Genomic DNA, 12,286 nt, shown 5'->3' on the forward strand with positions numbered 1-12,286 from the left:
TTTTCTCCTTTATAAAATAATATTTAAAATATACATAATTAAATTAATTATTGCTAAAATTACTATTGATATAATGAATACCAAATAAATCCAGACAGTAATATTAACTAAAAACGGTAATAATGCAGCGTGAAAGCCTAGAAAAGAAACTAAGAGAAGCATGATAAAGGTTATACCAATTAATCCTAAAAAAGCATATTTGCCACTACTTATATCAGCCTCGCTTAAATCGAATCCACCAAAACATAGACTGATTACTAGCAATAAAGCAACAATTGAGTGCCATATTGAATCAAAATTAAGCTGAAATAATTCAAAAATATAAATCCAACTATGAGTTAAGAAATTCCAGTTAGGTGCATTACCATTACTTAATAACTGAGTAGTAAGCTGATTCTGAACCAATGAAATAGGTGCATTCAATGTACGCATGATTATGTAAATCAGCAAGGTGCATCCTAATACAGGTGCAATGCCAATAAAAGCATTACCCACCTTTTGATAAGTAGATGTAGGAGACCAAGTATGTTTAACATAGCCAAGTGACATATCATTGGTATTACTAGGGATGCGCAATAAACTAACCGCATTAATATGATGACCAAAAATTATAGCCATAATCAAATGACTAAGTTCATGAACAATAATTCCTAATCCGCCAGCAATAATTTGACTATTAAAACCAAATGTATTTACCAATTTTTGGTTAGCTTCATGGCTTAATTGTCGTAATGCTAATACAAATAAAGCCGGAACGAGTAACATTAAAAAAGTCCCATTAAGGGCATAAAGAATATGTTTCATCTCTGATTTAAATTTGTTTTACATATTGAGTCAATAATGTTAATGCCGCAAAAAGCTGATCAATTACGCCATCAGTTGCACTGAAATCAGTTTTAACAAACTGAATAACCCAATTATTTTTAATTGGAATTAAACGAACAACTTCATCTTGACCATAATTAAGCCGTAAACTATTGGCTAAAATCACTTCACGATAACGATGTCCATCACTTCCTAGCCACTGTGTTGTTTGATCAGTACTTTGCTTAATTAGGCTATAAGCTTTGGATATTTTTCGCAATTTATTGCGCAGATCAAACCAGGACTTTATTTCTACTAACTCACTATTTTTAACATATTCAGATAATTGCATGCCTTCTTGACTTTGCGCAATTCTTTCTAATGTAGTTAAGGCAATCGCCATAGATTTGAGCGAATTAATTGAAAGTTGCGGCATTAAAATTTGGATTAGCCAATTGTGACTGAATTCATCAGGTGGATACAGTCGACTAACTTCAAGATTATTTTCAAAAAATACACGATATGTATTCTTACTTAGGCTTTCATATTCTTTTTCACCATCTTGAGTGCGATACGTCAAAATGACATTATGTTTAATTTTTCGAATGGCAAAATTATCGTCTGATGAAAAAATTGTACTTTCAAATTCTGTAAAATCTGTCATTAAATTCTATCTTTCGTCTATAATTTTATTTATCGTGTTTACTAAAATATATTGCTCTACGCTTTTTTAAACTAGCAATAACCTTATCAATGTCTTCATCAGACATTCCCCTGCGTTTGGCATTGCTTCGCCATTGTAATTCACTGATTGGAACACAACTAACAGTATTCAAATTCATCCATATCCAGAGCGATAATAAACTACCTGCAAGACCTACTAGCACAAATGTACCAGTAATAAAAGTTAAAGATCCTACGAAATGTGATACGCTCCAAAGCCAACCGAACAAGGTTATGATATATAAAATAGGCAAAATAGCTGGACGATGATTTTTTCCATATTCAGCATTCGGGCCAAAGAAAGTTTGCCAATAACGAGGTATTGAGCGATTAATTACTAAATTTGCTAATGCTAATAGTAAGCAAATTAGTACAGAAACATTAGACTTAATTAATAAAATACTAATAGCTGACAGAATGATTACATAAAATGTAGCAAAATTAGTAGAAAAGAAAACCCAACGTCGAAATTTAGCACCATTGCCAATGATTATTGCTTGCTTAGGATTTAATGTTGTCTGGAAAAACATTTTATCAGTTGAGACAGTTTTTCGATTAAAGATATCAAAGTGCATCTAATTCTCCTTACAAGCTTAATTTTACTACATTTCTAGCTATGACTTAAATTTCAAAAATAAAAGCGGCTTACATCTCGTAAGTCACTTCCGTTAACTAATTTTCAAACCAATTCCAATCATCGCCAACCACGTCAACTTTAGCATCATCGGCAGCTGCTGATCTGATTTTTTCTGCTTGAGTTGGACGTTCAATTGTGAAGCCATTGTTAGAATCTTTTTCAACCATGCCTTCAAATTCAACTACATCGCCCCTCTTCAAATCAAGGTCTTTGAAAGTTTTCAAGTAATGCAGTGCTAACTGCTTAACAATTGGATTGCCACCAGCACCTGCAATACGCAAATCCTTAAAAATAGCTAAGCGATCGTTTAATCTATCAAAAGTACCACTAAATTTATGACGCTTACCATCGTCGTATGGTTCAAGTTTTTCATTGTAAATATCTACAGACATATGTACATAATCTTCTTTCTACCTCTCTAATATAACATTGATTTTGATAAAATAAAGAGGCTAGATAAATAAAAATCACTCTTTAATCCGATTTTAACGTATACTTTTAACTGTAACTTAGGAGAGAAAATGAGAATTTATTATCAATTTGGAATTATTATAGGTTTGGTTCTGTTGGCTTTCGCCATTCACATCGCAATGAAACAACATAAAACTACCTTTCCATTCAACATTGTCAACTTAGGCATTGTATTCATAATCTCAACATTAGCAATTTATATTATTGTAGCCTGTATAGGAGCAATTCAACCGCAAAACTGGTACACCAATAATGCATTATGGAAATTTTTAATAGCTAGTTAATCATAATTGAGAAAATCTAAAAAAGATTTTCTCTTTTTTATTAAAATACAATTTTATTTTTTTATTAATTGATTAATCACTCTATCTTGTGTAATTTGATACAAGTTTAGTGTGATAAATGTATTTCGTTTTTTCATATAAAAAAACAACCTCAGAGAAATTATATATCAAAAGGTTATACAAGATTGGTATAAATATAAAAGTAATATAAATTGAAATGAATTCATATTATAATTTTCACAATCTTAGTCATTAAAAATAACATTATTCAGTTTAAAAACCTGAAGTATATGGACTTTTTGATAAAAGCTATTATCTATGCTTGACTTTACTTCACAAAGATAAGACAATGACTGTGCAGTATATGAAAGCGGATACACTATAAATGGTATATCTATTTTTGAAAGCATGGGGAAAATAATGGATAGTTTATTATTTACAACATATGACCAAAATAAAATTAATGAATTACAAGATAAACTTAACCAGCTTAGTCTTCCTATCAAAGTAGTTGGTTTAGCTGAAGTAGATTATGCACCACAAAAGTCATATTCTGAGGCAACATTTTTAAGTAATGCTAGAGCTACAGCACATCGTTTAGCTGAATTTACCAATTTGCCTACATTATCAGAAAGCTCAGGTCTAAGTGTTGATTATCTACTTAACTCTTTAGGAATCTTGCCTTACCACCATAATGGTCAAGATGATAAAGCTAAATTATTAGGCTATTTAGGTGGAGTTTCTAGTGAAAAAAGGACAGCTAGCTACTACACTACCTTTGTCTTTACTTGGCCAGGTCAAGAAAGCAATGATATTGTTAGTGCTGGTAGAATCAGTGGATTAATTGCTAAGTATCCACATGGTAGCAGTAACTATGGTTACGATGCTTTATTCGTAGTTCCAGAACTAGGAAAAACCTTTGCAGAAATGAATCTCAATGAGAGAAACTCAATTTCGCACCGCAATAATACATTAAATAAGTTATTGTGTGATTTACCCGATTGGTGGGATGCTCAAAAATCTGCTCAGGCAATTAATAACTAGCTCACTTTGAAAATTAAACTGGTTAAATAATATCTACTTACTTAATTCAATAACTTCTTAATACTCATAAATAAATCCTAAAAAAGGTAGGTCAAAATTGACCTACCTTTTTGTTTAAGCTTTACATAATTAAAAATATTTTTATAAATCTTGATCAGTCTTGGTCAAATCACTACGATCTGAAATCCAAACATATAGCGGCAAATTAATCTTACCTTTTTCATCGATTGCATCAACGACTTTTTCAATCAAAAATTCTTGCCATTTCTCTGCAGGTTGCATCCCTGGGTGACCCAATTGTGGTACCAACCATCCATTTGCTAATGGCTTACCTGTAGTCAAATCTACAATCATGCCGACAGTATAATTATAAAAATCAAAACTACCTTCAACTACAATCCAATTACTACTATTCATCAATTCAGATTGCAGCTTAGTTAACATTTCCGGCGGAATCTTTCCTTCTGTAACCATCATTCTGCCCTTAATTGGACCATTTTTCTTTTCGAAGTCTTGCAAAACACCTTTCATAAAAAGCTTTTGCCCTAATTGATCAAATTTTGTTTCATCTTTTAACATAATCATGTCCGCTTTCTTTAGAATCAGTATCCATTATACTAAAATTTGTTTAGTATCGTATCTTCACTTGTAAATTAGAGTGATCACTTGTGTCGTACAGCGTCTTTAGATATAACCGATACTCAGGATGGTGCTTAATCAAAACTTGATATTCTTTAGAAGCATGGATTTTATTCAACTCGCTAGCCTTTATATGATTATGACCATTAAAGAAATGATAGTTCATCCAGCCAAACAAATTCCCCATCGCCCTAACTAACTCGATGTCTTCGTGATACTGATTTAATTCACTTTGCATCATATCCGCAGAAATACTACCAAGCTGTAGATCTTTTAAATACTTATGATAATGAACTAAAGTATAATTTTCCTTTTCCTCATCCGTTAAATATCTTGTCATATCAAAATTACGCCGCACATATGTAATGTGCCGTGAATGAACTCGCACTACTCCATAGCCTTGATCATTAGAACAAAAACTTGATGTAACGATCTCAGTTGTAGGCGTCATGTCTTGTGGTCCCATAATATTTTGAGCATGAATATGACCAGAAAAAGCTAATTTCACGTTGTAACGCGCACACAAACGTCGTAGCTCAACAGCGTCATCAACTACATAGCCCTTGTTAACTGCTGGATTATGTGCATATAAATTATGATGCATAAATAAAACCGGACGTAACTGATGTTCCTGCGCATAACGAAATTGTTTTTCAATCCATTTTAATTGTACTTTTCCAATTTCGCCGTGAGTGTGCGGTGCTTCTGTTGTCTCTTCTTTTCCATAAATATTTGAATCCGCTAAAACTAAAAGATATTGCGGATTCAGTTGGACACTGTAAGCCAATGAATTATCGTCTTCATCTAAGGCCTCACGATATGATTTATCAAAGATCGAGCGCCAAAACATTGGGCTAATTTCACCAGCATAGAACTGTTTTTTACCACGAAATTCTCTAGCCCAACCATCAAAAATGTCGTGATTTCCAGGTAAAACTAACACTTTAGTTTCTTTCAACGGCTTAAAAATTTGAGCAAATTTCTCAGCAGAAACTCGTTCACCGTTAAATGTCACATCACCAGTTACAATAATTGCGGCAGGCTTTTTTCTTTGTGCCATTCGCATAAAAGCAGAAAGGGCTATTTCTTGATAATACAAATCCTTACCTTGACTAGTTTTTTGCATGCGTGAAAAGGCTTGTCCTTCATCATGTAAACTATCTGCGATTAGGTGCGTATCCGAGATCACCCAAAATTCTGTGTTAAGCTCTTTTGTAATCATTTCTTACCTTCTGTTAGCCCAATACTGATAGAAATCAACCCGCAAATTTCCGTTAAACAGTTTGCGCTTCTTAGTAGCCTTTGCACCAAAACATTTTTCAAAGTTAGGATCTGCAGTTAAGTAATACTGACTGAACGAACTAAGCGGTCTAAGTACTTCTCCCATTTGGCGATACTGTTCTTCTGCCGACTCACGATCCTTCAATCGCTTACCATAAGGTGGGTTCGCAATTATAATTCCATTTTCTAGATCAGTAGTAAAGTCTTTAACTGCGATTTGTTTAAAGCGAATATCTTGCAATACACCTGCATTGTGAGCATTTAATTTAGCTACTTCAAGAACAGACTGATCAATATCACTAGCCCAAATCGGTGCTTCAAGCGGCTTAACTTCACTCTTAGCCTTTGCTAATACTTCATTATGTAGTTTAGGGTTAAACCAGTCAAAACCATCAAAGGCAAATTTACGCCAGGTTCCTGGTGCTATATTTTTAGCAATTAATGCTGCCTCAATAGCTAAAGTTCCTGAACCAGTCATAGGATCAATTAAGGGGTGAGTACCATTATATGGAGTTAGTTTTAATAGCCCGGCCGCAAAGTTTTCTTTCATAGGGGCTCCACCATGCTCTACTCGATAGCCACGTTTAAACAAACTAGCGCCTGTAGTATCTAGCGAAATTCGAGCTACATTTTTATAAATATGAATATCTAAGGGATATTCATTACCAGTTTCTGGCAAAAAGCCACGACGATGGTACTGGTCAACCATCTTATTAACAGTTGCCTTTTTTACAATTGACTGTACATCTGGTTCAGAGTGCAATTTTGATTTTACAGCTCTACCTTGAACAGGAAACTTAGCGTCAACAGGCAATAATTCGGCCCAATCAAAATCATAAATCTCATTAAATAAGGTATCAAAATCTGTTGCTCTAAACTCTTTTAGCAAAATTTTAATTCGGTCAGCTGTTCTCAGCCAAAGATTAGTTCTAACTATATCTTCTTGACCACCCTTAAAAAAGACACGACCATTTTCAACACGGGTCTTATACCCCATAGACTGTAATTCTTTATTAACGACACTTTCAAAACCAGCGCCCATAGTTGCGTAAAGTTGGTATTCTTTCATTGTTACTCTTTCATTTTCAAAATAAAAAAGAGCTGGACCTAAAAGCCCAACTCTGCCTGTGTGAATTTCTATAAGCCACGTTTTGTTCCAATAATCTCTGGCAAAGATTACCTTCAGTAGTCATCTATCTTTACTGCTTAAAGCAATAATCCGACCTTTAGTTCATTTCCTTAGGCCGAAACTCCCCCACCAAATTTGGGTTTCACACTCGCAGGGTTTACCTCGTTCCACCAAAGTCATTTCTGACCTTGCTTCGTCACTGTGGCACTTTTCAGGATAGTAATGCATGTCCGAAGATTTAGCACTTTTTCCGCCGTGAAGACTAACGTCCCCCTCCAGCTTGTTAGGCTGAATACGATCACTACAAACATCGCAGTCTGTGTGTGCGTGGACTTTCCTCAGCTAACATAAGCTAGCCGCGCCTACTCAAAATTCACACTGTTAATCATTATAGCAAAAATTAATGCTTTAATCCATAAACGTGTTGTTCTAGATTATAAACTTTTCTTTCCAAAGTTGAAATCCGTTGAATAATAGCCATATTAGTCGAAATTTCACCTTGAGTATCATCTGCATCTTCTGCAAACTTCACAGGCGCACTTCTTCTATGCGTTGGCATATAAGTCTTAACCTTTTCTTCTTCAGCCTCAACTGTTTTCTTTGCTTTTTGCTTTTCATCCATTAATTGACGTTGGAGCGTACCGATCTGACCATACAAATCTTCGATAATTTGTTGAAAAGTAGTATAATCAGAAATTACTTCATCTAAGTATGCATCAACTTCATCGGGATCATATCCCTTTACTTTACTTTTGAATTGTTTCTTTAATATATCTTGTCCTGATAATTTTATATCATTTAAATTTGCCATCTTACTGACAACTCCTTTACATTCCACCCTATTTTAGCAAAAACAACGCTGACTGAAAATAAAGAAACAGACTTTAATAAAATTTTTACCATATTATTCAGAAAAATGATTTATTTGATGATTTTCTTGGTATTCTTCAGCTGCATCTTGTAAATCATAAAAATCAATTAAATCTAATGGATATTCTTTAGTTTCCTGGTATTTTTGGATTAAATTATAATCATATTTAGGTTTACCTGGGTGCTCTGAATCATAGATCATCAATGCTCGATCAGTATGCTGAATCATAAAATTTTGATAATTACGTAATTGAAGTGGACTTTGATAAGGGGTATTAGAAGTTGAAGCAAAAAAGTCCACTTTTTCCTTCAAATTTAAGAATTTAGCTTTGTTACTATCATTCCATCGATTAGCAAATTCTTCATATGGAATCATTATTGATGTTCTTACCGGATATTTTTCTCCTAATTCAAGTCCAACCTCAGCTGTCCACTGTTCGACACCGAGGTTAGCTCCAGTAATAATCCAGTCCAATTGCCCATCATCCAGTAGACTTGTCAGGTAATTTTTTAGGGCATATTTAATGACAGTTATCTTGGGATCACGATCGCCAAAAACATTTAATTCATAGCTGCGATAGCCAGTCACCCATAAACGCTGCATTTGTTTAAGCCCCCCCTTTATGTTCAAAAATGTAGTCTTTATTGCTATAATGCTAACAGGAGTGAGGACAATGGTCAAATATCCTAGCGGTAGTTTAGCCGCATTTAGAAAACCTGTAACTAAAAAAGATGAACATCCAGTTCACCGATCATATCATCATAAAAAAGGTGTTAACTTTTCTGATCGTGGGATGACACTTGAGCAACAAATCAATGAATCTAATAAATATTATTTAATGGAAGAAATTGCAGTTGTTCATAAAAAGCCAACCCCAATTCAAATTGTTAAAGTTGATTATCCCAAACGTTCTAAGGCGGTCATTCGTGAAGCTTACTTTAGGCAAGCTTCAACAACTGACTATAATGGTGTTTATAAAGGGTACTATCTCGATTTTGAGGCAAAAGAAACACGGAATAAAACTAACTTCCCATTAAAAAACTTTCATGAACACCAAATTTTTCACTTGGACGAATGCTTAAAACAACAAGGAATTTGTTTTACAATTATTAGGTTCGCTAGCTTAGAGCGCTACTTTGTTACTCCAGCTAGTTTTGTAATTCGAGCTTGGCGAAAAAAAGATAAAAGCTCAATGACTTTAAAAGAAATTGAAAACAATTCTTTTGAAATCAAAAGTGGCTTTCGTCCTACACTGCCTTATCTTAAGGCGGTAGATAAATTCATTGCAGATAGGAAAAGATAATCATGGCAGATAATAACAATAATATGAAACGAGAATCACGAAGAGACTATCATGGTCGAAGGCCAAGTAGTGGCCACTTATGGATTAGAATCATTAAATGGATCTTTTTGCTGATATTTTTAATAGTAATCTCTGGAATCGGGCTTTTTGCTTTTTATGCCAAAGATGCTCCTAACATTAGTCAGGACCAATTGCAGAGTGGTAAATCTTCAAGTCTATATACTAATAATGGTAAGTTTTTACTATCACTTGGTTCTGAAAAAAGAATTTATGTTAAAAATAAAGACATTCCTCAGCAATTAAAAGATGCTGTAGTTTCAGTAGAAGACAAACGTTTTTACAAAGATAAGTTAGGCGTTGACCCAATTAGAATTATTGGTTCTATGTTAACTAATGCCAAAAGTAATAGTATTGCTGCAGGTGGTTCTACTATAACCCAGCAGTTAGTTAAGCTAACGGTCTTCTCTACTGCCGCTTCTCAACGTACTCTGAAGAGAAAAGCTCAAGAAGCTTGGTTAGCTATGAAAGTCCAACATGAATTCAGTAAAGACCAAATCTTAGAATTTTATATTAATAAAGTCTTTATGAACTATGGAAATTATGGCATGGGTACTGCTTCTAACTACTACTATGGTAAGCCACTAAGTAAGTTAGATTTGGCACAAACTGCATTGATTGCAGGGATGCCGAATGCACCTGTTGCATATGATCCATATCTTTATCCGCAAAAGGCCAAATACCGGCGTGATATTGTTTTAAAGACTATGCTACAAAATGACAAAATTACTAAAGCTGAGTACAATCAAGCAGTTGCTGAACCAATTAGTAAGGGACTTAAATCACATCGAAATAATAACGAGTCTAAGCTTAGAAAAATTGATGATCCATACATTAAAGAGGTAATTTCTGAAGTTAAGAGCAAAGGCTTTGATCCATATCACGATAATTTAAAGATTACTATTAATATCGATCAAAAAGCTCAAAACAAGCTGTACGAGTTAGCTAACAACGGTTCTGTACCTTTTACAAACAATAAAATGCAAATTGGTGCAACTGTAGTTGATCCAAACAATGGTCATGTTGTTGCAATCTTAGGTGGACGTCACTTACCTTCTGTTCAATTAGGATTAGACCGGGCTGTTCAAACTGTACGCTCTACCGGTTCGTCAATTAAGCCAGTACTTGACTATGCACCTGCTATTCAATACTTGAATTGGTCAACAGCAAAAATGTTTGATGACAGTAAGTATGTTTATCCTGGTACCAATATCCAATTATATGACTGGGACAACAAATACGACGGGATGATGACTATGCGACATGCATTGGAGCAGTCACGTAATGTTCCAGCTGTTAAAACTCTTGCTGAAGTTGGAGTAAAACGGGCTTCAGCTTTTGCTCGCCGAATGGGCGTTAATGTTTCACCAAAATCTGGTTTATCAGTAGCAATTGGCGCTAATGCGTCTAGTTTACAAATGACTGGTGCTTATAGTGCTTTTGCCACCATGGGCGTATACCACAAGCCGCAATTTGTTTCTAAGATTGAAACACCAGATGGATTAACCAGAAATTATGATTCAAATGGTGTACGTGTAATGAAGAAATCAACTGCCTATATGATTACCGATATGCTTAAAGGCGTAATCAAACGAGGCTCTGGTACTAATGCAAAAATTGCAGATCTTTATCAAGCTGGTAAAACCGGTACTGTTAAATACTCTGATGAAGATCTAGCTAAGTACCCAAGCTATAATTCAACTCCAAAAGATTCATGGTTCGTTGGTTATACCAGATCATATGTTATGGGTGTTTGGACTGGTTACGATAATTTAAAGGACGGTACTATTTCTGGAATAGGTCAACAATCTGCACAGCTAATGTATAAGAGTATGATGACCTACCTAATGAACAATAAGCCTAACCTAGACTGGAAACAGCCTAGCTCAGTTGTAAGAGCGAAAATTGTAAATAACTCTAATCCTCCAGAATTAGCAACTAGTGGCGGCACTTGGCAATTATTTGTTCGAGGCCATGCCCCAGCCGGAATTGGTAATAGTGCAGCAAGTTATGATGAAGACGACGAAGAAACTGATACTTCAAGCGATAATACTGGAACTACTCCTTCATCTTCTAGAACTGCAGTTACTCAATCATCATCAAGTCGTGAAAATGGCTCATCATCTCAATCCAATAGCAGTCAGCGAGCCTCTTCCTCTCAAAGAAGAACACAATCTTCTTCAACACAACAAAGTTCATCAACGAGAAAACCTGAGGAAGAATCACATGAACGTAATGATGATTCGGATAATGACTAGGCAATAATTAAATATATTTATTAACAGATAGCGTTTTGTTATCTGTTTTTATTTTGGCCGAAACGTAGTTGAGGCCTGAAATTATAAAATTAAAATTTAGTAACAACAGATTATATAAAATTATTCAATAAAAAAAGCCGAATTTATTTCGGCTTTACTTTTCGGAATTTAAATAAGAATACGGATCGCCTTTAGCTCGAGCTGGCATTGTATAACGACCAAATAGAATCATTGCATGGTGCGTTTTTATCCATTCACTTTTAGGTAAAATTGCTTCTAATCGCTTCTCTACTTCATGTGGAGTAGCTTTGTCATCTACAATATGGAACTTTTTAGAAATCCGTGACACATGAGTATCAACAGCAATAGCTGGCACACCATAGCCTTCAGCCAAAACAACATTAGCAGTTTTCTCTCCCACCCCTGGTAAGGTCATCAATAACTTTTTATCCTTAGGAACCTGTCCATTATATTTATCGACCAAAATTTGCGCAGTGGCCTTTAAATGTTTAGCTTTTGAACGAAATAGACCAATAGTTTTTATCTCATGCTCAATCTCTTCAATTGGAGCTTTTGCTAATACTTCTGGGGTTGGGAACATTTTACTAAAACTAGGCATAACACGATTAACCATCTTATCAGTCGTTTGTGCGCTCAACATAACCGCACAAAGTAAATGAAAGTTAGTATCCCATTGCAATTCACCTTGTGCGTCAGGATACAATGCTAAAATTTTTTTCAAAACTCTACGTGCTTCTTCATCACTCAATACATCTTCTGTCATT

Annotated in this window: 13 protein-coding genes and 1 other RNA gene; 3 read left to right on the plus strand and 11 right to left on the minus strand. The window is 34.6% G+C overall.

Annotation, left to right across the window (positions count from 1 at the left end; translation table 11 throughout):
* Nucleotides 1-9: 9 nt before the first annotated feature.
* From CP367_RS02255 to CP367_RS02270, 4 genes are all read right to left on the minus strand, one after another.
* Nucleotides 10-765, minus strand: coding sequence for a hypothetical protein (locus CP367_RS02255; RefSeq protein WP_065990339.1), 756 nt, complete (start codon nucleotides 763-765; stop codon nucleotides 10-12).
* Nucleotides 766-811: 46 nt separating this feature from the next.
* Nucleotides 812-1,468: a hypothetical protein gene (locus tag CP367_RS02260; protein WP_061204726.1), complete on the minus strand. Its 657-nt coding sequence runs from the start codon at nucleotides 1,466-1,468 to the stop codon at nucleotides 812-814.
* Between the two features lie 25 nt (nucleotides 1,469-1,493).
* Nucleotides 1,494-2,102, minus strand: a complete 609-nt coding sequence (locus tag CP367_RS02265; RefSeq protein ID WP_089145762.1) for a hypothetical protein — start codon at nucleotides 2,100-2,102, stop codon at nucleotides 1,494-1,496.
* A 97-nt stretch (nucleotides 2,103-2,199) separates the two neighbouring features.
* A complete protein-coding gene (locus CP367_RS02270; protein WP_005719668.1) occupies nucleotides 2,200-2,556 on the minus strand; it encodes a hypothetical protein in 357 nt (118 codons plus the stop codon).
* Between the two features lie 783 nt (nucleotides 2,557-3,339).
* Between CP367_RS02270 and CP367_RS02280 the strand changes: the two genes are divergently transcribed.
* A complete protein-coding gene (locus CP367_RS02280) occupies nucleotides 3,340-3,963 on the plus strand; it encodes a non-canonical purine NTP pyrophosphatase (protein WP_005722384.1) in 624 nt (207 codons plus the stop codon).
* A 141-nt stretch (nucleotides 3,964-4,104) separates the two neighbouring features.
* Here the strand turns inward: CP367_RS02280 and CP367_RS02285 are convergent, their stop codons facing one another.
* The 6 genes from CP367_RS02285 to CP367_RS02310 form a co-directional block, all read right to left on the minus strand.
* A complete protein-coding gene (locus tag CP367_RS02285) occupies nucleotides 4,105-4,542 on the minus strand; it encodes a hypothetical protein (RefSeq protein ID WP_005726999.1) in 438 nt (145 codons plus the stop codon).
* Nucleotides 4,543-4,591: 49 nt separating this feature from the next.
* On the minus strand, nucleotides 4,592-5,824 hold the full coding sequence (locus CP367_RS02290) for a metallophosphoesterase (RefSeq protein WP_005722382.1): 1,233 nt from the start codon (nucleotides 5,822-5,824) through the stop codon (nucleotides 4,592-4,594).
* A gap of 3 nt (nucleotides 5,825-5,827) precedes the next feature.
* On the minus strand, nucleotides 5,828-6,952 hold the full coding sequence (locus tag CP367_RS02295) for a class I SAM-dependent RNA methyltransferase (RefSeq protein ID WP_089145801.1): 1,125 nt from the start codon (nucleotides 6,950-6,952) through the stop codon (nucleotides 5,828-5,830).
* A gap of 66 nt (nucleotides 6,953-7,018) precedes the next feature.
* An RNA gene (gene rnpB / locus CP367_RS02300) (RNase P RNA component class B) lies at nucleotides 7,019-7,386 on the minus strand.
* Nucleotides 7,387-7,412: 26 nt separating this feature from the next.
* Nucleotides 7,413-7,823, minus strand: coding sequence for a DivIVA domain-containing protein (locus CP367_RS02305; RefSeq protein WP_005723079.1), 411 nt, complete (start codon nucleotides 7,821-7,823; stop codon nucleotides 7,413-7,415).
* Between the two features lie 93 nt (nucleotides 7,824-7,916).
* A complete protein-coding gene (locus CP367_RS02310; RefSeq protein WP_005719679.1) occupies nucleotides 7,917-8,486 on the minus strand; it encodes a DUF1273 domain-containing protein in 570 nt (189 codons plus the stop codon).
* Nucleotides 8,487-8,556: 70 nt separating this feature from the next.
* On the opposite strand from CP367_RS02310, the gene recU reads away from it, so the two are divergent.
* Both recU and CP367_RS02320 read left to right on the plus strand, forming a co-directional pair.
* Nucleotides 8,557-9,186: a Holliday junction resolvase RecU gene (gene recU / locus CP367_RS02315; protein WP_005723080.1), complete on the plus strand. Its 630-nt coding sequence runs from the start codon at nucleotides 8,557-8,559 to the stop codon at nucleotides 9,184-9,186.
* A 2-nt stretch (nucleotides 9,187-9,188) separates the two neighbouring features.
* Nucleotides 9,189-11,501 carry a PBP1A family penicillin-binding protein gene (locus tag CP367_RS02320; RefSeq protein WP_089143301.1) on the plus strand — a complete coding sequence of 771 codons (2,313 nt, stop codon included), beginning with the start codon at nucleotides 9,189-9,191 and terminating at the stop codon, nucleotides 11,499-11,501.
* A gap of 154 nt (nucleotides 11,502-11,655) precedes the next feature.
* On the opposite strand, the gene nth is transcribed toward CP367_RS02320, so the two are convergent.
* Nucleotides 11,656-12,285 (minus strand): endonuclease III, encoded by a 630-nt coding sequence (gene nth / locus CP367_RS02325; RefSeq protein ID WP_013086402.1) that lies wholly within the window; start codon nucleotides 12,283-12,285, stop codon nucleotides 11,656-11,658.
* Nucleotide 12,286: the final 1 nt, after the last annotated feature.

The organism is Lactobacillus sp. UMNPBX16 (assembly GCF_002553775.1).
Classification (GTDB): Bacteria; Bacillota; Bacilli; order Lactobacillales; family Lactobacillaceae; genus Lactobacillus; species Lactobacillus crispatus.

What these genes read in the sequence shown, in the direction of transcription:
- CP367_RS02255 (WP_065990339.1), bottom strand. Translation starts at nt 765, where the DNA reads ATGTTACTCGTTCCGGCTTTATTTGTATTAGCATTACGACAATTAAGC.
- CP367_RS02260 (WP_061204726.1), bottom strand. Translation starts at nt 1,468, where the DNA reads ATGACAGATTTTACAGAATTTGAAAGTACAATTTTTTCATCAGACGAT.
- CP367_RS02265 (WP_089145762.1), bottom strand. Translation starts at nt 2,102, where the DNA reads ATGCACTTTGATATCTTTAATCGAAAAACTGTCTCAACTGATAAAATG.
- CP367_RS02270 (WP_005719668.1), bottom strand. Translation starts at nt 2,556, where the DNA reads ATGTCTGTAGATATTTACAATGAAAAACTTGAACCATACGACGATGGT.
- CP367_RS02280 (WP_005722384.1), top strand. Translation starts at nt 3,340, where the DNA reads ATGGATAGTTTATTATTTACAACATATGACCAAAATAAAATTAATGAA.
- CP367_RS02285 (WP_005726999.1), bottom strand. Translation starts at nt 4,542, where the DNA reads ATGTTAAAAGATGAAACAAAATTTGATCAATTAGGGCAAAAGCTTTTT.
- CP367_RS02290 (WP_005722382.1), bottom strand. Translation starts at nt 5,824, where the DNA reads ATGATTACAAAAGAGCTTAACACAGAATTTTGGGTGATCTCGGATACG.
- CP367_RS02295 (WP_089145801.1), bottom strand. Translation starts at nt 6,952, where the DNA reads ATGAAAGAATACCAACTTTACGCAACTATGGGCGCTGGTTTTGAAAGT.
- CP367_RS02305 (WP_005723079.1), bottom strand. Translation starts at nt 7,823, where the DNA reads ATGGCAAATTTAAATGATATAAAATTATCAGGACAAGATATATTAAAG.
- CP367_RS02310 (WP_005719679.1), bottom strand. Translation starts at nt 8,486, where the DNA reads ATGCAGCGTTTATGGGTGACTGGCTATCGCAGCTATGAATTAAATGTT.
- recU (WP_005723080.1), top strand. Translation starts at nt 8,557, where the DNA reads ATGGTCAAATATCCTAGCGGTAGTTTAGCCGCATTTAGAAAACCTGTA.
- CP367_RS02320 (WP_089143301.1), top strand. Translation starts at nt 9,189, where the DNA reads ATGGCAGATAATAACAATAATATGAAACGAGAATCACGAAGAGACTAT.
- nth (WP_013086402.1), bottom strand. Translation starts at nt 12,285, where the DNA reads ATGACAGAAGATGTATTGAGTGATGAAGAAGCACGTAGAGTTTTGAAA.